The sequence below is a fragment of the Clostridium sp. LS3 genome (assembly GCF_055330225.1).
The window spans coordinates 1,573,805-1,595,766 of sequence record NZ_CM143921.1 but is presented as its reverse complement, the minus strand read 5'-3'; the positions used below and the strand labels follow the sequence as shown (position 1 = coordinate 1,595,766).

At 28.0% G+C, this 21,962-nt stretch carries 21 protein-coding genes; 3 read left to right on the top strand and 18 right to left on the bottom strand.

The window, feature by feature from the left end; genetic code table 11:
• Positions 1-17: 17 nt before the first annotated feature.
• The 13 genes from ACZJV1_RS07385 to ACZJV1_RS07325 form a co-directional block, all read right to left on the bottom strand.
• Positions 18-1,238, bottom strand: a complete 1,221-nt coding sequence (locus ACZJV1_RS07385) for a YgeY family selenium metabolism-linked hydrolase (protein WP_463651881.1) — start codon at positions 1,236-1,238, stop codon at positions 18-20.
• A 312-nt stretch (positions 1,239-1,550) separates the two neighbouring features.
• Positions 1,551-2,129, bottom strand: coding sequence for an NTP transferase domain-containing protein (locus ACZJV1_RS07380; RefSeq protein ID WP_463651880.1), 579 nt, complete (start codon positions 2,127-2,129; stop codon positions 1,551-1,553).
• A gap of 80 nt (positions 2,130-2,209) precedes the next feature.
• Positions 2,210-3,571 (bottom strand): 8-oxoguanine deaminase, encoded by a 1,362-nt coding sequence (locus tag ACZJV1_RS07375; RefSeq protein ID WP_463651879.1) that lies wholly within the window; start codon positions 3,569-3,571, stop codon positions 2,210-2,212.
• A gap of 68 nt (positions 3,572-3,639) precedes the next feature.
• Positions 3,640-4,113, bottom strand: a complete 474-nt coding sequence (xdhC, locus tag ACZJV1_RS07370) for a xanthine dehydrogenase subunit XdhC (RefSeq protein ID WP_411170577.1) — start codon at positions 4,111-4,113, stop codon at positions 3,640-3,642.
• On the bottom strand, positions 4,106-4,987 hold the full coding sequence (gene xdhB, locus ACZJV1_RS07365) for a xanthine dehydrogenase FAD-binding subunit XdhB (protein ID WP_463651878.1): 882 nt from the start codon (positions 4,985-4,987) through the stop codon (positions 4,106-4,108). Before xdhB ends, xdhC begins: the two co-directional genes overlap by 8 nt.
• A gap of 12 nt (positions 4,988-4,999) precedes the next feature.
• A complete protein-coding gene (gene xdhA / locus ACZJV1_RS07360; protein ID WP_463651877.1) occupies positions 5,000-7,291 on the bottom strand; it encodes a xanthine dehydrogenase molybdenum-binding subunit XdhA in 2,292 nt (763 codons plus the stop codon).
• A 197-nt stretch (positions 7,292-7,488) separates the two neighbouring features.
• Positions 7,489-9,249: a sigma 54-interacting transcriptional regulator gene (locus tag ACZJV1_RS07355; protein WP_463651876.1), complete on the bottom strand. Its 1,761-nt coding sequence runs from the start codon at positions 9,247-9,249 to the stop codon at positions 7,489-7,491.
• Between the two features lie 203 nt (positions 9,250-9,452).
• Positions 9,453-10,808 (bottom strand): uracil-xanthine permease family protein, encoded by a 1,356-nt coding sequence (locus ACZJV1_RS07350; protein WP_411170573.1) that lies wholly within the window; start codon positions 10,806-10,808, stop codon positions 9,453-9,455.
• A 329-nt stretch (positions 10,809-11,137) separates the two neighbouring features.
• The gene (locus ACZJV1_RS07345) at positions 11,138-12,493 is read right to left on the bottom strand and encodes a uracil-xanthine permease family protein (protein ID WP_463651874.1); all 1,356 of its coding nucleotides are present in this window, start codon (positions 12,491-12,493) and stop codon (positions 11,138-11,140) included.
• A 423-nt stretch (positions 12,494-12,916) separates the two neighbouring features.
• Positions 12,917-13,261, bottom strand: coding sequence for a hypothetical protein (locus ACZJV1_RS07340; RefSeq protein WP_463651873.1), 345 nt, complete (start codon positions 13,259-13,261; stop codon positions 12,917-12,919).
• A gap of 29 nt (positions 13,262-13,290) precedes the next feature.
• On the bottom strand, positions 13,291-13,515 hold the full coding sequence (locus ACZJV1_RS07335) for a hypothetical protein (protein ID WP_463651872.1): 225 nt from the start codon (positions 13,513-13,515) through the stop codon (positions 13,291-13,293).
• A 492-nt stretch (positions 13,516-14,007) separates the two neighbouring features.
• The gene (locus ACZJV1_RS07330) at positions 14,008-14,421 is read right to left on the bottom strand and encodes a hypothetical protein (RefSeq protein ID WP_463651871.1); all 414 of its coding nucleotides are present in this window, start codon (positions 14,419-14,421) and stop codon (positions 14,008-14,010) included.
• Between the two features lie 21 nt (positions 14,422-14,442).
• Entirely contained in the window at positions 14,443-14,781 is a 339-nt protein-coding gene (locus tag ACZJV1_RS07325; protein ID WP_411170568.1) for an arsenate reductase family protein, read from the bottom strand.
• Between the two features lie 381 nt (positions 14,782-15,162).
• Between ACZJV1_RS07325 and ACZJV1_RS07320 the strand changes: the two genes are divergently transcribed.
• Positions 15,163-16,170 (top strand): hypothetical protein, encoded by a 1,008-nt coding sequence (locus ACZJV1_RS07320; protein WP_463651870.1) that lies wholly within the window; start codon positions 15,163-15,165, stop codon positions 16,168-16,170.
• Positions 16,171-16,225: 55 nt separating this feature from the next.
• Here the strand turns inward: ACZJV1_RS07320 and ACZJV1_RS07315 are convergent, their stop codons facing one another.
• The 3 genes from ACZJV1_RS07315 to ACZJV1_RS07305 form a co-directional block, all read right to left on the bottom strand.
• On the bottom strand, positions 16,226-16,954 hold the full coding sequence (locus ACZJV1_RS07315) for a flagellar motor protein MotB (protein ID WP_463651869.1): 729 nt from the start codon (positions 16,952-16,954) through the stop codon (positions 16,226-16,228).
• A 1-nt stretch (position 16,955) separates the two neighbouring features.
• Positions 16,956-17,738 (bottom strand): flagellar motor protein, encoded by a 783-nt coding sequence (locus ACZJV1_RS07310; protein ID WP_463651868.1) that lies wholly within the window; start codon positions 17,736-17,738, stop codon positions 16,956-16,958.
• Between the two features lie 169 nt (positions 17,739-17,907).
• Complete coding sequence (locus ACZJV1_RS07305) at positions 17,908-19,116, bottom strand: DUF6398 domain-containing protein (protein ID WP_463651867.1); 1,209 nt, start codon at positions 19,114-19,116, stop codon at positions 17,908-17,910.
• Positions 19,117-19,354: 238 nt separating this feature from the next.
• Between ACZJV1_RS07305 and ACZJV1_RS07300 the strand changes: the two genes are divergently transcribed.
• Together ACZJV1_RS07300 and ACZJV1_RS07295 are read left to right on the top strand one after the other, a co-directional pair.
• Positions 19,355-19,990, top strand: a complete 636-nt coding sequence (locus ACZJV1_RS07300) for a GerMN domain-containing protein (protein ID WP_463651866.1) — start codon at positions 19,355-19,357, stop codon at positions 19,988-19,990.
• Between the two features lie 37 nt (positions 19,991-20,027).
• Positions 20,028-20,207 carry a hypothetical protein gene (locus tag ACZJV1_RS07295; RefSeq protein WP_463651865.1) on the top strand — a complete coding sequence of 60 codons (180 nt, stop codon included), beginning with the start codon at positions 20,028-20,030 and terminating at the stop codon, positions 20,205-20,207.
• Positions 20,208-20,273: 66 nt separating this feature from the next.
• Here the strand turns inward: ACZJV1_RS07295 and ACZJV1_RS07290 are convergent, their stop codons facing one another.
• Both ACZJV1_RS07290 and ACZJV1_RS07285 read right to left on the bottom strand, forming a co-directional pair.
• Positions 20,274-21,566: a hypothetical protein gene (locus ACZJV1_RS07290; protein WP_463651864.1), complete on the bottom strand. Its 1,293-nt coding sequence runs from the start codon at positions 21,564-21,566 to the stop codon at positions 20,274-20,276.
• A 159-nt stretch (positions 21,567-21,725) separates the two neighbouring features.
• Positions 21,726-21,893, bottom strand: a complete 168-nt coding sequence (locus ACZJV1_RS07285; protein ID WP_411170560.1) for a DnaJ-like cysteine-rich domain-containing protein — start codon at positions 21,891-21,893, stop codon at positions 21,726-21,728.
• Positions 21,894-21,962 lie beyond the last annotated feature (69 nt).

The following is a 21,962-nucleotide window of genomic DNA, read 5'->3' as shown; positions in this document are numbered from 1 at the left end:
AATACTTCTTTTTTCCTTTATTTATTTTTTATTTTATTTATATATATTGTAGGAATTAATGCATACATAGCAGCTGATTTTACTATTTCACTTTTCCATGTTCTTTCATTCGGAGCATGAGCTTGATCTTCATGCCCTGGCCCAAAACCTATACATGGAATTCCGTATCTTCCCATTATAGATACTCCATTAGTTGAAAAGGTCCACTTATCTACTATAGGCTCTACATTAAATAGGTTTCTATAAGCCTCTATAAAAGTTTGGCAAACCTCATGCTCTTCTGGAATAACCCATGTTGGAAAGTATGAATCTGTTTTATATGAAAGTCCAGTATAAGATTCTTTATCATAATTATATATTGACACATCTGCCTTTGCTTTCTTTACTGAAGGTAAATTTTTAATTTGATTTATTGCAAATTCATAGCTCTCACCATCTGTTAACCTTCTATCTACTGAAATGCTACATCCATCTGCTACTGCACATCTTGAAGGAGATGAGTAAAATATTTCTGATACTGTTAATGTTCCTTTTCCTAAAAAGTCATTATCCATTAGCTCTTTATCTAAATCTTTTAATTCATTTAATATAGGAGCCATCTTAAATATAGCGTTTTCTCCTCTTTCTGGTGCAGATCCATGGCAACTTATTCCACTAGCGCTAACCCTTATTTCTACCCTTCCTCTATGACCTCTATATATATTACAAGAAGTTGGTTCTGTAATAACTACAAACTCAGGTCTTATATTATCCTCATTAATTATATATTGCCAGCATAAGCCATCACAATCTTCTTCTTGTATAGTACATGTTACTAATAAAGTATAATCATCTTCTAAATTTAGTTCCTTTATTATTTTCCCAGCATATACCATAGCAGCTATTCCACCACCTTGATCACTGGATCCTCTTCCTATGATTATTTCTTCATCTTCGTCGCCTTCATAAGGATTATAATTCCAAAGACTAGGATCTCCCACACCAACAGTATCTACATGTCCATCTAATGCAATTAAATGACTTCCTCTTCCTATATAAGCCAATATGTTTCCCATGGGATCTATCTCTACTTTATCAAAACCTACCTTTTCCATTTCTTTTTTTATTCTTAATATCTTAAGCTCCTCATTGCAACTTTCACAAGGTATGGCTATTATTTCTCTTAAAAAGTTACTCATATCATCTTTATACTTTTCTGCACACTTTACAATTTCTTCATAGATATATTTATAATCCATATTGGACCCCTCCATTTTAATTTATGTACTATATATATAACTAAATTTATATTCAGCATAATTTGTGCCAAATCTATATTTAAATCTTTATTTATAGGTTAATTTTCAAAATAACGTTTTTAATCTTATATACTTTTATATTAATTAATTTTTTAAGAGCTAAATCTATGGAATAAAATTGCTATTTAAGCAGTGTCTTTAAAATATAAGATAAAAAATTCTATATATTTATAATAATTATAAATAATCCCTATTATAAGAAATAAAGCAGTTATCAAAATAATAATTTATATCATTTTGATAACTGTTTCTTTATTTTTTTATAACTTCAATAAACTCCTTATAATCCTCTATAGTATCTATGTCCTGTAAGAATAAGCAATTATCTATATCTACATATTTTACTAGATCTTTATTATTCCTAATTACTTCTTTTCCTCCAACATCTCCTTCTAAATTTTCTAAGTTCTGTTTTAAGCTTTTAGGAAAAATTACAGGACTTCCTATTTTATCAATAAATCTAGGAATTATTATATTTTCTTTATACAAATTAGAAGCATCTATTAATTTATTTATGGATTCTGTATCTATAAATGGCTGATCTCCACAAAAAAACATAAAGTTATAATCTAAATTTGCTTCTTTTAATCCTAGCTTTATGGATTGACTTTGTCCATAACCTGGAGATTCATTTTTTATAGGCTTTATTCCATAATTAATAGCAAGTTCTATAACTTTTTTATCATTTCCAACTAAAATTATATTTGAAAAATTACTTAACTTTATTGTTTTTATTACTTTTTCAATTATTAATTCTTTACCGATTTTCATTAAAAGCTTATTTTTCCCCATTCTTTTACTGAAACCAGATGCTAAAATTATTGCATTCATTCTTACACCTACTTCCTTATTTTCAAGTAACCGCTTTCATATATAGTTGAAAATTCACAAAATTATACTATTACAATTTATTATATTTTGCTAAATAAAGTTTCTACTGCTTTTCTTGCTTCAAAAGTAGTCTTTTCTTCATCTATGGTAGTAAGTTTACCATCTTTTACGACTATTTTTCCTGCTACTATTGTATAATCAACTGGTGATTTACAACCTACAGTACCTAATATTGATTTTGGATCATATTCAGCCCCTATAAACTCTATTCTATTAGAGTTTATCATAAATAAATCTGCTGCTTTTCCAACTGAAAGTTCACCTATATCTTTTCTTCCAAGAACTCTTGCACTTCCCTTTGTTGCTATTTTTAGTATATCATAACCTGTTGGTGCTTTATTACTCCAATTTAATCTATGAAGTAAATAGCAAACTCTAAGCTCTTCTAAAAGATTAGATCCATCATTGCTTGCACTTCCATCTACAGCTAATCCAACTGGAACATCTAAATTTATCATTTCTGGAATTCTTGCAATACCTGACGATAATTTCATATTTGATATAGGGCAATGCGCTACTCCTGTTTGTGTTTTTGCTAAAACCTTAAGCTCATCATCATTAAAATGAATTCCATGAGCATACCATACATCACTACCGATCCAATCAAGGGTTTCCATATATTCAAGTGGTCTCATATTAAATCTTTCAAGAGTATACCTTTCTTCATCCAATGTTTCTGCTAAATGTGTATGAAGTCTTACGTTATATTTTCTAGCAAGTTTTGCACTTTCCTTCATTAACTCTGCAGTTACATTAAATGGAGCACAAGGTGCTAAGACTACTTGCCTCATAGAAAAATCATTCGCATCATGATATTTTTTTATTACTCTTTCTGAGTCATATAATATCTTATCCATCTTTTGAACAACTGAATCTGGTGGTAAACCTCCATCTTTTTTACTTAAATTCATACTTCCTCTTGAAGCATGAAATCTAATTCCTAAATCTTTAGCTGAATTAAATTGTGCATCTATAAGAGTTTCTTCAGCTTTCTCTGGGAAAAGATAATGATGATCAAAGCAAGTTGTGCAACCATATTTCATTAGTTCTCCCATTCCAACTAAAGCACTATATCTTACAGATTCTGAAACTACTCCCTTCCAAATTTCATACAAAGTAGTTAACCAATCAAAAAGTTCCATATTTTGAACTTGTGGTAAATTTCTAGTGAAGGTTTGGAAAAGATGATGATGACTATTTACAAGTCCTGGATACACATACATATCCTTAGCATCAATTACTTCTTCTGCTTCAAAAATATCATTACCTATATATTTTATAATTCCATCTTCTATATATATATTTACGTTTTCAAAGAGATTATCTTTTTCGTCACAGGTTACTAAAGCTTTAATATTTTTTATAAATAAGGTTTTTTTCATATTGACCCCTCCAAATTTTATAACTTTAATAGTCACAAGCCCTTTTATATTTAACTTTATAGAGTTCTTTAATCTTCTAAAGATTTCTTAGTTGCATTAAATATCTTTTGATATCCTGTGCAACGGCATAAATGTCCTGATATTTCTCTTTTTATCTCTTCATCTGTATATTTTTTTCCACTATTTACAAGAGAAGTAGTTGTAAGAACTAATCCTGGAGTACAAAAACCACATTGTACTGCTCCTTCATCTATATATGCTTTTTGCACCTTTGAAAGTTCTCCATTTCTCTCTAATCCTTCTACAGTTAGTATCTCTTTCCCCTCTGCCCATACAGCCATATATATACATGAATCTATAGGTGTTCCATCAACTAAAACTGTACATGCACCACATTCACCAACAGAGCAACCTCTTTTTACTCCTGTATAGTGTAATCTTTCTCTTAATACTTCTAGCAGTGTTTCTCTTATATCTACTTCTAAAGTATGTTTTTTTCCATTTACTATAAGAGTTATTTTCTTCATAAAGTCGCTACTCATTAACTTCGCCTCCTGCTCTTTTAATAACTTCTAATATTCCTCTCTTAGTTAACTCTTTAATTAGGTGAGTCCTAAAATCCTTAGATCCTCTCCATGAATTTCTTGGTTTTGCATCTAACATAGCTTTTTCTGATATTTTTTCTATATTATCTATGCTTATATCTAAGTTTTTAGAAAAATCTTCAGCTTGTACACATCTTATAGGAGTTGGTGCTGCTACCCCTAAAGCTATTCTCAAATCTTTAAATTTATTCTCTTCTATATGTGCAACTACTGAAACTCCAAGCATTGCAATATCCATTGCCTTTCTATTGCTAAATTTTATATAATTTCCTTTGTAGCCTTTATAATCTTCTTTTTTTATTATTATTTTTGTTAATATTTCATTTGGAAGAATGCTAACTTTACCAGGTCCAAGATAAAAATCTTTTATAGGAACAAGCCTTTCTCCTTTCTTACTCCTTAGTAAAAGAGTTGCATTTAAAGCAAAAAGAGTTGTTGCACTGTCCGCTGAAACTGCTCCATTGCATACATTTCCACCTATAGTCGCCATATTCCTTACTTGAGGTCCCCCCATGGAAACACCTGCTTCAGATAACACATATATATTTTCATTTATTATTTCATTTCTAAATATATCAGTAAATGTTGCCATAGATCCTATTTCTATCTCTTCTTTATCATTTAGTTTTATATCTTTTAGCTCTTCTATGTCTCTTAAGCTTAAAAGTTCCACTCCCTGCATGCTTCCATGATGCAACTTTATTAATACATCTGTTCCACCAGCTATTATTTTTACATTTTCTCTATTCTCTAAAATGTCTAAGGCTCCCTCTATGGTCTTAGGTACATGAATATTCTCTATATCAAACATCTCTATTCCCCCTTATATTAGTCCAACTTCCTTAAATCTTTCAAAAACTGACTGAGGATTCATTGGAATTTTGTTAAAGGCAACTCCAGTTGCATCTAATACTGCATTACGTATTGCTGGTGCTGGAGAAATTGTTGTATTTTCGCCTAGTGATTTTTGACCAAAACCAGCTGCTGGTTCAAATTTCTCTATAAAGGCTGACCCTATATTAGGAGTGTCCATTATTGTTTGTAACTTATAATCAAGCAAATTATTATTTAATGGTTTTCCAGTTTTCTCATCAAATAACATTTGTTCTGATAAAGCATATCCCAATGACATACTAACTCCACCATGAACCTGTCCTTCTGCCAACTTATGGTTCATAATTATACCTGAATCGTGAACATTGTATATTTCTAGAACTTCTATTTGTCCTGTTTTTATATCTACTTCGACCTCTGTAAAAGTAACTCCATAGGCTATTGCATTACTTCTAACATTAACAGATGTATCACTTGTGATAGGGCAGGATTTTATTCTGTCATAATAGGACTCCATAGCAATTTCTTCTAATGAACATACAATTCTACCTAATTCTTTCTCTATTATATTGCAATTTTCAAGGTCTAAAGCCTCTTTTTCTAACCCGCACTTAGAGCTTGCAAAGGTTAAAACCTTATCTCTTACTTCTAATGCAGACTTTTTTACTGCTGCTCCTGAAACAAAAGTTTGTCTAGATGCATAAGAACCTGTATCAAAAGGAGTTACATCAGTATCTTGAGTACTTATAACATGTACCATATCCATAGGCAATCCTAAAGTTTCTGCTACCATTTGACCAAAAACCGTATCACTACCTTGTCCTATTTCAGTTGCTCCGATTTGTAACTGAACTGAACCATCTTGATTCATAACTATTCTTGCTCCTGCTGCCTCTAAAGCAACTGGATGTGTTCCACTAAAGTAGCTAAAGCAAGCCATTCCTATTCCTTTTCTTTTGTCTCCACTTTGATTTTTATATAAGTTTTTCTTTTCATCCCATTTTATTAGCTCTTTTCCTTTTTTAATACATTCAGGCAAAGCAAAAGCTCTTGCTATATTCTTACTAACTGGTTCTACATAGCCTTCACTTATTAAATTATTTAATCTAAATTCTATAGGATCTATATTTAATTCTCTTGCTATATCTTCAACATGGCTTTCTATGGCAAAAAACATTTGAGGTGCACCATATCCTCTCATAGCTCCTGCAACTGGTAGATTTGTATAAACTGTTTTGGGATTATATTTAATTGAATTAAAATCATATAATGGTCTAAATTTTCCTCCTGCACTCATGGTAACTGAATGACCATGTGAAGCATAGGCTCCATTATTAACTAAGTTTTCTATATATATTCCAAGTAATTTTCCTTCTTTTGATACTGCAGTCTTAAATTTTAATTTCATAGCATGTCTAGTTCTTGTATCTATAAAACATTCTTCTCTACTTAATCCATATCTTACTGGTCTTCCATGCACAGCCAAACTCATTGCTACTGTTAGTGGTTCAAGAACTACGTCTTGTTTGTTACCAAATCCACCTCCAATATATGGTTTAATTACTCTTATTTTTCCCCAAGGTATCCCAAAAGCTTGCCCAACTATTCTTCTAACTATATGAGGGATTTGAGTTGATGATACAACAACTATTCTTCCTTCTCCATCAACATAAGCATATGCACTGTGGTTTTCCATTTGACAGTGTTGAACCATGCTAGTTTCAAAGGTGTCTTCAAAAATTTTATCCGCATTCTTAAAGTCTTCTTCTACCCTTCCTGATTCTGATCCCATTTGGCTCAAAATATTATTAGGTATTTCTTCATGTATTGCTGGAGCTCCTTCTTTTATAGCATCTTCCGGCTTTATAATATGAGGTAAAACTTCATATTCAACCTTTATAAGTTTTAAAGCTCTTTCGGCTATTATTTCATCAGTTGCTACAACTGCTGCTACTGCATCACCAACAAACCTTGCCTTATCAGTAAGTATTAACCTATCTTCAATATCTCTATGACTTTCCTCTAAAGACCATGGATGTCCTGCTGTTCCAAACTTAATATTTGGTAAATCCTTATAAGTTATTACAGCTTCTACTCCTTCTAATAATTTAGCCTCTTCAACATCTATACTTTTTATTTTAGCATGTGCATAAGGACTTCTTAGAACTTTTCCAACTAGCATATCTCTTTCAAAAAAATCGTCTACATACTTAGCTTTACCTGTTACTTTAGCAACTGCATCTAATCTATTTACGCTACTCCCTATTACTTTGTAAGTCATTTTACACCTCCACAAATTTTTTGTAATTATTTACATAACTAGAATATATAAAATTTTATTGCTATATATATCCTGTCAATGCTTGCGTATTGTGTTTATTACTTATATTTATTTTATAAAAAGCCAACACCTCTAAATAATTTTATTAGCTTTTTATTTACTAATTTGCTGTAATTTCTTTATGATAAAATTATCTTCTACTTTAATAATTTATACTCTTCTATTTTTCTATATAAAGTTGCTATTCCTATTCCTAATTTTTGTGCTATCTTCTTTTTGTTTTCAGTGGTAGTACCATATAAATCTAGTGCTTTTTTTATTTCTATTTCTTCTAATTCCTTTAATGGTATAATATCCTCTCTATCTATAAATAATTGTGCTTTTTCTACAGATAAAATATTCTTTGGTATAACTTCTTTATCTATTATTCCATCTACACCTATCATATTAACTATAAATTCTATAGTATTTTCCAACTCTCTAACATTTCCTGGCCAAGAATAACTATAAAAAGCTTTTTTTACTTCTTCAGTAATTGTTATAGATTTAAAACTCTTATCTAAAAGATTTGTGTACTTTTCTATAAAAAAGCTTATTAATATCTCTATATCATCTATTCTGTCTCTTAATGCTGGAATTTCAAATGGAATAACATTTAATCTATAATATAAATCTTCTCTAAACTTATTTTCTTTTATAAGTTCCTTTAGATTTTTATTTGTTGCTGCAATTACTCTAACATCTATATCTATTTCTTTATTTGATCCTACTCTTGTTATCTTTCTTTCTTGTAAAACTCTTAAAATCTTTGTTTGAAGATAAATTGGCATATCTCCTATTTCATCTAAAAATATTGTTCCTTTATTAGCAAGCTCAAACTTACCTATTTTCCCCATAGGGTCTGCTCCAGTAAATGCTCCCTTAACGTAACCAAATAATTCGCTTTCTAATAGTGTATCTGGAATTGCTCCACAGTTTATGGCTACAAAAGCCTTAGTTTTTCTATTTCCTTCGTTATGTATAGCTCTAGCAAAAACCTCTTTTCCTGTACCACTTTCCCCTGTAACTAATACTGTAGAAGTTGAAAGTGCTATTTTCTTCACTTTATTCTTTAGCTCTTTCATAATTTTGGTTTGTCCTAATATATTTTCTGTCTTAATAACCTTTTTTATATTAGTATATTCTGAGATATCATCTCTAAAACCTTTATAATCTCTAAAAATAAATATCTTATCAAATTGTTTATCATTTATCCCCATAGAAAAAATATTGCCTATAAATTGAAAGCTTTGATTTCCTATAGAAACTTTGTAAATTTCCATTTGAAATAAACTATCACCAGTTGATTCTATAACTACCTTTGATGCAAAAAAATTATCTACATGCTTTATAAGTTCAACACCTTTTGAATTTATATGAGTAACTTTATCATTTTTATTTAACACCATTACCCCTTGATCCATTTTATCTATTATTAGATTTAAAGATTTTACCACTACATCTTCTCTTTTTCGTTGTATATTTTCATAGGCTGCAGTACTTATAAATTCTGCTATTTGTTCCATAAAAGCTCTATAGTTTTCAAATCTTTCCATTATATGATGTTTTTGTTCTTTACTAAAACAAACTAAGCCTATAACTCCTATTATCCTACCCTGTAATTTTATTGGAGTACTCATTTCAAAAACTTCTTCACACTTTCCTCTTTTTATGCAATTTCTGCAAATGCTATCTTTACCAGGTTCAGTTATAGCTTTAAATTCTCCTGTTTTTAATACTTCTCTATAAGCATATCCTTGCTTCGATATATCTTTATCTATTCTATTTCTATATGCGCCTGTAGCTGCAATTCTTATTAAGTTTTCATCTACTACTTCTACATCTACCATAAGTATTTTTTCTACTATATTGATGTATTTCATTACAGCACCTTGAATTTCTTTCAATATAGATGACATATCTAAACACCTCTTTAAGTTTTATAATATAAGTTAAATATTTTAATATTTTAATATTTTACTTATATATAATTAATAGCAATTCCCATGCCATTAATTACCTTTTTGTAAATTTTATAATTATCATATGCATTTAATTTATAATATATTAAAGGCTATACATAAAGCCTTAATTTATGCTTATGTGTAGCCTTTTTATAATACTATCCTTCTATTTTGCTTCTTTCATTTTCTTCTTCTTCTATAGTTTTCTTTGGTAATATTAAATTTAATAATATTACTGATATAGTTGTTATTACCACCGGTGAAGTTCCAAAAACCATGTTCACCCCACTTGGAAATGCATCTAAAACTCCAGGAACTTGTGTTACTCCCATTCCAAGAGCAACTGAAAGTCCTACAATGCTCATGTTTCTACTTGACAATTCATCTTTAATTATTATCTTAATACCTGTCATTGTAATCATAGCAAACACTATTATAGTTGCTCCTCCTAAGACACTTTGAGGTATTGTTGTAATTAATGCTCCAAATTTAGGTATAAAACCTGCAATTAACATAAATAAAGCCGCTATCATAACTACAAATTTACTAATAACTTTTGTCATTGCAACTATTCCAACGTTTTGACTATAAGTAGCTGTTGGAAGTCCTCCAAAAAGCACACCAAGTACACTGGCTACACCGCTTCCTATGATTCCTCCTGATATCTCAGTATCTTTAGCATCTCTACTAAGTCCTCCTTCTGTTATAGCTGAAAGATCTCCTACAGCTTCTACAGAATTAACTATATATATTACACTAATAGATGCTATAGCTGAAGGTATAAACTTAATTCCAAAATGAAACGGAGTAGGAACTTGAATCCATGCTGCAGTTGAAATTGCTGTAAAATCAACTCTTCCCATAATCATGGAAATTATATAACCTACAATTATCCCTATTAATATTGAAGCTAGTTTAACATATCCTTTTGTAAAATGATTACAAAACAAAACTACAACTAATGTAATTATAGCTATTGCCCAATTAATAGGAGATCCAAAATCACTTACATCTGTTCCTCCAGCCATATATCTTATAGCTGTTGGATATAAAGATAATCCTATAGAAAATACAACAGTACCTGCAACTAGTGGCGGAAATAATTTTCTCATAGGTTTTAAGAAAGCGCCAAATAATATAGCTACAAATCCACCAGCCAGCTGAGCTCCAAATATAGCTTCTATTCCATAGGTTGATCCTATAGCAATTAATGTCGGTACATAAGTAAAGCTTACTCCTATTACCATTGGTAATCCTGATCCTATCTTCCATACAGGATATAATTGCATCAACGTTGCAATTCCTGCAATGAAAAATGAACATTGAACTAAAAGAGTTTTATCACTTAAATCCAATCCAGTTGCCCCTGCAACTATAAGAGCTGGTGTTACATTTCCAACTATCATAGCTAGTAAATGTTGTAATGATAAGGGCATTGCTTTTTTTAGCGAAGGAACTCCATCTAAATCAAAGACTGAAGTACTCCTCTTTTTCCTTTTACTCATTTCTAACATAATAATATATTCCCCCTCATGTAAGATTTATAATTTAATACATCACTCGAGAATATATCATCATTATCAACTGAAGAACTTTCTTCTCATTTTGATAATAACGCTATTCTTTTATATTATTTTTGTATTTCATAACCTTTTAAATTCCTTTTAATATTATTTTTCTTACATAGATATGTTTGAAATTTCTATAATTCAAAAGGATTTTTAAAGCTTGCTTCACTTAAGTTAAAAATAGTAAATACTATAACTTTAAAATATTCTTATATTTATTTATAAACTATTAAAGACTATACATAAAATTTTAGTTCTATATATAGTCTTTTATTTTATATCTCTATTTTGCTTCTTTCTTTATCTTCTTCTTCTATAGTTTGTTTTGGTAGTATTAAATTTAATAGTATTACTGATAAAGTTGTTATTACTACTGGTGAACTTCCAAAAACCATATTAACCCAGCTTGGGAAAGTATCTAAAGCACCTGGAACTTGTGTTATACCCATTCCAAGAGCAACAGAAAGACCTACAACGCTCATATTTCTACTTGAAAGTTCGTCTTTAATAATTACTTTAATTCCTGTCATAGTAATCATAGCAAATACTATTATGGTAGCTCCACCTAAAACACTTTGTGGTATTGTTGTGATTAACGCTCCAAATTTAGGTATAAAACCTGCAATTAGCATGAATACAGCTGCTATCATGATTATAAATTTACTAACAACCTTTGTCATTGCAACTATTCCAACATTTTGGCTATAAGTAGCAGTTGGAAGACCTCCAAAAAATGCACCTATTATACTTGATACTCCATTTGCCATTATTCCTCCTGATAATTCAGTATCCTTAGGTTCTCTATTAAGTCCCCCTTCTGTTGTAGCTGAATAATCTCCTACAGCTTGTACAGAATTAACTATATATATTATAACCATAGATATTATTGCAGAAGGCATAAATTTCATCCCAAAATGCAATGGGGTAGGAACCTGAATCCATCCCGCTTCAGTAATTGCTGTAAAATCAACTTTGCCAATAACTATAGAAAAAATGTATCCTACAACTATCCCTATTAATATTGATGCTAGCTTAACATATCCTTTTGTAAAATGATTACAAATTAAAACTACAACTAATGTAACTATAGCTATAGTCCAATTAATAGGCGATCCAAAATCCTTTGCAGTAGCTCCTCCAGCCATATATTTTATAGCTGTTGGATATAGAGATAACCCTATTGTAAATACAACAGTTCCAGCTACCAAAGGAGGAAATAACTTTCTTAAAGGCTTTATAAATGCTCCAACTAATATAGCTGCAAATCCTCCAATTAACTGTGCTCCAAATATAGCTTCTATTCCATAGGCTGAACCTATAGCTGTTAGTGTTGGCACATATGCAAAGCTTATTCCCATTACTACTGGTAATCCTGAACCTAGCTTCCATACAGGATATAATTGCATTAATGTTGCAATCCCTGCCATAAATAGTGAGCATTGAACTAAAAGAGTCTTATCGCTTAAACTTAACCCAGTTACTCCTGAAACTATAATAGCAGGTGTTACGTTTCCAACTATCATAGCTAATAAATGTTGTAACGATAATGGCATTGCTTTTTTTAATGAAGGTGTTCCATTTACCTCAAAAATAGAAGTGCTCTTAGCTTTTCTTTTACCCATTTCTAACATAATAATATATTCCCCCTCATGTAAACTTATTAATTTAAACTTAATACATCACTCGAGAATATAATAACTATTATCAAAACGAGAATGGATTCTCGGATTGATAATAGACTTATTCTTTTATACCACTTTTGTAACCGTTTAAATTTTTTTGACATTATTTTTTCACATAGCTATATGTTTTAAATTTCTATAACTTAAAAGAGCCTTTAAAGTTTCACTTATTACAAAAGCAATAAGTATGCCAAACTTTAAAAGCCCTTTAAAATTTACTTAATATTCAGTCTTTTCAGCCACTTCTACTATTTTCAATAGATTACATAAAGTATTAAAATGATAATTAAATTAACTTATAAATAGCGAGTTTCCTTACATTTATTTATTAATTTATCTATATCAAATTAATAATTTTTTATCATATTGATATTACCAAATAATTTCATGCTTTATATTAAGCTTAACTAGCAACCTATATATAAAACTAACTACATCCCACATATTATCTATTTCATCTTCACAATCTATTATTAAATATGAATTTTTATCTTCTGTATAGCATTCAACTATTATATCATAACCTTCTTCAACAAAATAATTTTCTAATGCCTGGGCTAGATTATCTCCCTTTTCATATAAATAGTTTTCTCCTAATTTTATCTCTATTACATAATTTAATTTCATTAAATTATATAAATCTAAAGCGTTCTTACAAAACTCAATAAGGATTTTAAATTTTTTTATTATGTACTTTCTTTCAATTCGTTGTCTCAAATTTCCCCTTACCCTCTATCTTAATATATTTAATGTTTAATCTTCTTTTTTAATTTTGTATCTTCTATATAAGATACAATTATAGATAATATCATAAAGAAAATGCCTACATATAATATAGGTCTATTGTCTTCAATCGGACATGCTCCAACAGGTAAATGTTGTCTTGCTTCATATATTTTATAAAAACCATATAAACTTATAACTATTGCTATAGTAATTAGTATGTTTGATAGTTTAATTAAATTCTTCATAATTACTTTTGCCTTTCGTAAAAATATATCTATATTATAGCACATTTATATAATTATATATATTTTTTAATTTATTGAAAATCATATATATAGGTTCTATTAAAGTTTCTACATTTAATATAGTATTTCAATTATTGTAAGTTATATGGTTATAAGATGACTTTAAAGAACCTATATATGTAAAATTTAAAAATATATCTGATTCTAATTCGCTATTAAACTTATATTTTGACTTTTAACTATTAATTTTAATTTAACCGTAGATGATTCGGAATGTTAATTAGAACATATATATATACCATAAAAATTAATTCAAATAAAAGTTTATAACTTAAATCAAAATTATTAGAAATACTATTTTTATATGTAACAATTATATATTTATATTCATATAATTAAAGATAGCTATTAGCTTTATGGCTAATCCATATAAATTCATCTCCTTCATTAATTATATAAAAAAGAATCAAAGCATATAGCATTGATTCTTTTTTATATTTCTCCAAATCTAATATTTATTTTCTTAAATGCAATTTCCTTACTTAAAGTCAGATTTTCCATATCTATTTTAATTTTAAATATATTAGGGCATTTTTCCTCTCTCCATAATTTCATAAACTTAGGAGTCGCAGTTAAACTTGCATAATATTTTTCTTCAAAATCGTCCCAAAACTCAAAAAACTCTAGTTTGCTATCTTTATCTATACATAAGCTTTCCTTATTTATATTGTTTACTAAAGGCACAAAATACCTAAGTGGAACTTGATAATTATACCTTCCTTTTATCTCTTTAGCTTCAATTATAGCTCTCTTTAAAAAAGGATAATTAACTAACTCTTTATCCTTTATCCTTATTTTAAAAATAGGCTCATCATTTTTACCTTTTTGTATTTTAAATTTAATCATTTGTTTCACCCTTAGTTTATTTTATTTCCATGTATCCCAAACTTCTTTTTTATATCCAATAGTAGCCATATTACCATTTCTTACTATTGGAGACTTAAATAGTTTAGGATTTTCTAATAAAATTTCTTCTTTCATTTCACTACTTCTAATTTTATCTAAATTTAAGCCTTTATATTCTTTTGCTAGTTGATTTATTAATTCATTTATGGAAACTTGCTTTTTTACAGAATTTAGCTCTCCCCTACTTAATCCCTTTAAATCTATATCAATGAATTGAAAGCTTATTTTTCTCTCTTTAAAATATCTTTCTGCCTTTTTAGTATCAAAGCATTTTTTTCTTCCAAATATTTGTATATTCATATTCTTCATCTCCTTTTAAACTTCAATCTATTATACCATAAAATTATTTTTTATATAAAATAGGAATAATACATTAATATACTTAATATTATTTTATAGTACTGAATTATTATTTGTATTATTTAAATCCTTGCTTAAAAAGCTTGGTTATAAGGTTTAATAGCAAATATCTATTATCTCACAGCTTTTTAAATTATATCTTGGACATTTTACTATTCTTAATATTTAATTAGCTAGAGAGTAGATTTTCTATACAGCATTAAGAAAGCTACTACATACTTTTTATGCTTTCTTAATGCTGATTTATTTTCCTAAAAACTATCACTTTTTTTATATAATACTCTATATTAATAATTAAGATGAATTTTAAGGGTGATGATTTTGCAGTATCTTATTATAACTTTAAAAATTTTTATTATAGAATATATAATTCTTTTTCTACATGAACTTAGTCACTATGTAGTATCTCTAATTTTAGGTTTTAAGTGCTCTTTTTATTATATGATTCCTTTTACCATATACAGAAAAGATTCTAAAATAAAACTTAAATTAAGACCATCAATACAGAGTGATATAACTAGTAGATTGCATTTTGATTCAATAAAAATTTCTTCTAAATTAGAGTATAATATACTTTTAAAAAGATTAAAAATCTTTCTTTGGATTGGTCCTATATTTGATTTTATAGCTTTTATAGTATTATTTTGTATAGGAGTTACTTATGTAAACCTATCATACTTAGCTTTAATTTCTTTAATTCATCTTTCTATAAGCACAATTAATTTCTTTAATAGTGATGGAAAATATGCAATTGGATCTAAAGAAGATAATAGAATTGCTTTTGATTTAATTAGAAATGCTACTATTTGTGGAAATGCTGAAGTTTCTTGTGAAAGTAAAAGAATTCTTACTGACATTCATATGGAAATTTCTGAAAATATAACTCTAGAAAGCTTTGATGTTAATAATTTATGGGAATTCTTAAACAATATATCTTTCTACACTAATTCCCTATTAAGTTTTTTGAATAAAGATCTTTTAACTATTCATTCGTCTTCCTTTGCTTTTTTTGAAGGCTTAATAAATGATTTTGATAATATAAAAAAATATGATTATAGACAAATACAAAAAACTTCTATTTCTATAACTTATTATTTAATATATAAAAAGCTTAATGATATATCTTTTTATCCTAGTTCATTAATCATGGCTAAGATTTATGATGGGTGTAACTCCATTTATTTTAGAAAACTATTAGATTTATATTTCAAAAATGATTCTGGAAATATAGATTATCTAATTAATGAAGATAATATGCCTATTTCTATATCTTATTGTCAGGGATATAATAAATTACTATTTAATATTATAGAGTTATATAATTTATAGAATTTGTTAAAAGCACTGTAAAATCATAATATTTTACAGTGCTTTTAATTAAATTTTAATTTACCTCTGTTCCATCAAATTTATTATTTAAAATAAGTATATCAACCCTTCTATTTTTTGCTTTTCCTTCTTCTGTATTATTATCAGCAATACTTCTATATTCGCCATAACCTACGGCAGATAATCTATTTGGAGAAATTTCTCCATAATTTATTAAAAATTCAACTACATTAGAGGCCCTAACAGATGAAAGTTGCCAATTTGAATGGAAATCACTATTATTTATAGGTATATTATCTGTATGTCCTTCCACTCTTACATAGTTCTCAATTTTATTTAAAATCTTTGATACAGAAATAAGCTTAGGTTTTAATTCGTCTTTTATATCTGCTTTTCCACTATCGAAAAACACACTATCTGTAAAGCTTATAATAAGACCTCTTTCTTCAATACTAGTTGATACGCTTCCTTCTAACTGTAAATTTTTTACTATATCATTAATTTGATTTTCTATTCCCTTTAATTTTTCTTCTTCTGTTTGAACTAACGGTTTTAACTCACCAGCATTATCACTTGAACTTCCAGAATTCTCCTCACTCCCTAACACCGTTGATCCACCAGTAAAAACTGCTCCCATTGAAGTAGCTAATTGTTTATATTTTGTTTCATTTACAGTTGAAGCTGAATATAGTACCACAAAAAATATCATAAGTAACGTTATAAGATCTGAATATGTAAGTAGCCATCTTTCATGATTTTCTGGTTTTTCTACTCTTTTTTTCATATTATTTTTCCTCACCAGCTTTAAGCTTTTTCAATTCTTCTTCTGTTAAAAAACCTTCTAATTTACTTGTTATAGAACTTGGACTAGCTCCAGCTTGTACAAGTAATAGTGCTTCTATACACATCTCTTTTTCTATTATTTCTTCACTATTTAATATTTTTAGTTTATTAGCTATTGGAAGCCACAATAAATTTGCTGTCCCTATACCATAAAGCGTTGCTATAAATGCTACTGCAATTTTAGGCCCCAAAGTGCTTGGATCATCTAAATTACCCAAAACTTGAACTAGTCCCATTACTGTTCCTATAATCCCCATAGTCGGAGCATATCCTCCTGCTGCTTCAAAAATAGAAATTCCTTGATGATGTCTTTCTGATATTTGCTCTAACATAGTTTCCAATGATCCTTTCATTATTTCTGGATCAATTCCATCTACGATCATTTGTAAGCCCTTTCTTATAAAAGTGTCTATGTTAGGATTGTTTAAATCTACTTCCAAGCTAAGTAATCCATTCTTTCTTGTTTTAATTGCAATCTCCTTAAAAAATTCTACATTTTTTACAATACTATTTTCTCTCTTCTTAAATGCAATTGCGATAACTTTAGGAAATCTTTTTAATATTTTTCCTGGAAAAGCAACTCCAATAGCCCCTATCGTTCCTCCTACAACTATTAATAAAGCTGTAAATTGATATAAAGCCCCTAAGGCTCCTCCTTCTAATATAAATCCTAAAATGATACAAGCAAATGCAAATATTATACTAATTATTATTGTAATGTCCATATTTCACCATCCATATAAATTTATCTACTAAATTATATATTCTTTATTTTCATATATCAATTTCATTTTTTTGTTGTTTTTTATCCATTTGAGTCTATTTTAGTGCATAAAAAAAAACTATTATGCACTAACTAATTTTATCGTTATAATACACAATAGCTTAAAATTTTTATAGATTTTTCTTAACTGCCTTAACCCATTCCTTTGCTCCATGAACTGAATCCCAAGCTGTTTCTGCATTTTTCATATAGTATATTGCATCTTCTTCTGAACCTAGACTTTTTAGTTCTGGTGGATTTTTAGGAATTCTTTTTTGTTTTATAATATAATCTATAACAAATGGATTAGAAGCATTTGCGATTCTTAATGCCCTCTCTGCCTCATCTTTTTTACCAACTTTAAATAAATAAAGTGCCTTTGAAAACTTTGTAGATGGTAAATAATCACCCTTATACTTTTCTAATAACTTCTCTGCTTCCTTATCTAAACTCTCTGAGATGAGCCAAGAAAGCAATATGCCTCTTATTAATAGCCTATCCTCTGGACATAACTCTATTAAATCATTAAATTCTTTTATAGCCTCTAATTTTTCATTTATACTCCAAAGTAAATTTCCAAGTCTATATTTTGCACTATAATAAGGCCTAGTAATTTCTAAATCTAAGAATTTTCCAATATAATCTTTTAGATTTTCTTTTCCTATAACATTCTCAGCAGCTTCTATTCCCTTAATTACTAAAGCTTTTTGTTCTTTTATATTTAATGAGTTATCATATGAAAGTATTATATACGCCTCTGCACAATTTTTACTTATTTCTAATGCTTCTCTAGCTAACTTAACTTTCTTATTATAATTCTTTTGGTTCCATGCTTCATTAGCTAATTTATTAGCTTTTTTTAAGTCTTCATCCTCTTTAACATTAACTTCCATTTTGGAAACACAGACTTCATCTAATGCTAACTTTTTTACAATTTCTTTACTTTCTTCTTTATCTTCTATTTCACCAACTTCACTCTTTAAAGAAGTTAATAACCATTTTTCATCTTCTATATCTATTAATGATCTTACTTCCTTCGATTTTGAAAGCCCTGTACTACTACTTACATTAAATATTTTATATAAATCCCTAGCTTTAATATTAATTTCTGTTTTATTTGTAAATAGTCCATTTTTTAATCCCAAAGCATGTACAATTCCACAAGCCCATGAATTTGCTTTTCCTTTATTTATAGAAGTTGTCTCTAATTTGCATATTTCTTTACATAAGTTCTCTGCAAGAAACAAATATTTTTTATTTAAGCTTTTTTTACAAACCTCTTCAATAGCACTCATTATCTCTAAATATCTTTCATTATTTACCCTAGATGTTTTTTGCATTACTTATTTTCTCCTCTTTCCTTTATGGTATTTGGAATCCCGTAAATTAATTCTCATCTTTAATGATTATTACTTAATTAATAATTTAAGCCAACGTTTTATATTATATTCTATATTAATACTTTTTTCAAATAATAGAATTTTTAGCTATTAGTTATAATTAAAATTTTGTAAATTTGTAACAATTGCCGAATTATGCTATAATATAAGAAAGATAATTTCAAAGGGGGAATTTTGAATGAAAAAGAACATTATAGCTACATTACTATTATTATTTATACCTTTTTCAATAATTTCTTGTACTCCTAAAACTCCAGCTAAAAACGATACAACCTCTAATATTAATGTAAATGAAAATAATTCATCTAAAATTAATGTCAATGAGAATAATTTAGCTGAAAATGATACAATTAATAAAGAGAATAATAATACTCCTCCAGAAATAATAAATGATAATGCTAAAATATATTATTACGATGCTGTTAATGATAAGATAGTTTATATAAATAAAACTATTGAAATAAAAAATAAAGCAGTTGCAACAGCTTTGGTCAATGAGTTAAAAAAGGCTCCTAATGACGAGGTTGCATCATCAATATCTACAGACATTTCACTTATATCAGCTAATGTTGACGAAGATAAGGATTGTATAACATTGAATTTTTCTTCTAACTTTGTAAAAGCTCAAAACCTAGGTGGTGGAGCTGAGTCAAGTACCCTTAATGCTATATGTAATACATTTGGTAATTATTTCAATGTAAAAAACGTTATAATAACATTAGAAGGTGAACCTTATAGCTCAGGTCATATTTTGATGAAAGATGGAGAAGCATTTAAGGTTGATTTAAGCAATACTGTTGAACTAAGTAAATAATATCTAATAAGTAAATACTAACTAAGGAGATTTTAAAATGAGATATGATGAAAGCAAATGTCCTAATTGTGGTAATACAACTAAAGGCGATATAGTTTATAAATGTACTCATTGTTATGATATTTATTGTGAAGCTTGTGCGGAAGATGGTCCTTTAGATACCACTTGTCCTCATTGTGGAGATCTATCTGCTGAAAGACTTTATGACATTAAGTAACTCTATAATAAATATAATACTAAAAATAAGTTTATATCATTAATTTAATGATATAAACTTATTTTTTTATTTATACTCAATTCCTCTTGTATAAAATAGATCATCTGATATAGCTGCAATTCCCTTTATCTTTTTACCTTTTTTTATTCTTTCTTCTTTTATAGGATCTAATGGATATGCATTTCCATTAAACTTTAATACTCTAAAATCCTCTCTCTCATTATCTAGTACTTTTAGTATTAAGTTTCTATATTCATTAGTTTTGTCTTCCGAAATAATTATAGGGCTTGTTGCATTACTTATTTTCGATATTACTTTATACTCATTATTTATTTTATCTAATATAGCTAAAGTTGCCCCTCTTTCAGTACAAAATCTAGGTCCTTCTAAATAAACTAAAACCTGATAACTATCACTATCCTTTAAATTTACTTTATTATATAAATAAGTAACTTTATCTTCTTCTGGATTTAATAAAAATTCTTTCTCTATTGTTCTCTCTATTAAGTTGTCCTTTATAACTTCTGATTCTATAAATTCAACTTTTGAAAAATCTATATACTCTTTTCCACCTATATTACTTAATACTTTTTCCTCACATCTAAGTAATGAATTAGGCCTTTTCTCTCCTAATATAGTAACAAAAGAATTTATTTTTTCAAATTTTGTATCTTTGAAGCTTAAAATGCAATTTAAATTTCCTAAGATATCATTTTCATTTATTCCTATTATCTTTTGTATTGATAAAATATCTATTTTATCATTCCTACTTAAATTTATAGGACTTATTTCAGATACAGGCAAAACCTTTCCAAATATCTCCTTTTTCAACTTTCCATTAGAGTCATAAATGTTATTTAAATAAGCTTTATCTTTTTTACTTATATCTATTAAGTAATTTATATTAGTATTTATATCTACTAAATTAACTTTATAATTATCTTGATATAATACTTGATAAATTTCTCCTCTCTTATAGTAGCCTGTATCAAATATTTTCACTTCTTTATCACTATCTAATGAATACATTTCTCCTATTATATAGCCATTATTCTCTTTATCTTCTATTGTAAATAGTATTTCCTTATTCTTATCAATTTTAAAGTTTTCTAAAGTTATTTTAGGATTATACCCTCTTATTTCTCTTAAGTTTATATCAATCATACTTCCATTTTCTCCGTCAGAAACTATAATTTGCATATTACTATAAACTGCATTCTTCCCCTTTCCCTCTACATTACCTAATAAATAAATAATATCTTCTTCTCTCTTTCCCTTTACGTTACCGATTTTAGTTATTATTACACTCTTTTGATTGGGTACTTCTAATTCAGTTCTTAATAAATCTTTTATATACATTAATATAGCAACCTCTTTTTAATTATTATTACAATACATACTATTACACTATAATAAATTTTGTTATTTTAAATAAAAAAATAAGGTAGGAGTACCCTACCTATAATATAACTTGCAACTAATTGTTAGACATATTTTTTTATTTTCTTTAGGTTTAAATTAAAATGCTCCTTCTCCATCACAAACTGGGCATTTAAAACTACCTTCTCCACTACATGTTACGCATCTTAGATTAGGTGATTTTTCTGTACCACAATCACAGCTTATTCTGCCAGTTCCGCTACAGCTAATACATTCATTCATATAAATATCTTTATTAACCTCCACAGATTCGCCTCCTATTATTAGTTCCATTAATTAATTATTATCTAACAAAATAAATTTATTCAATTTATA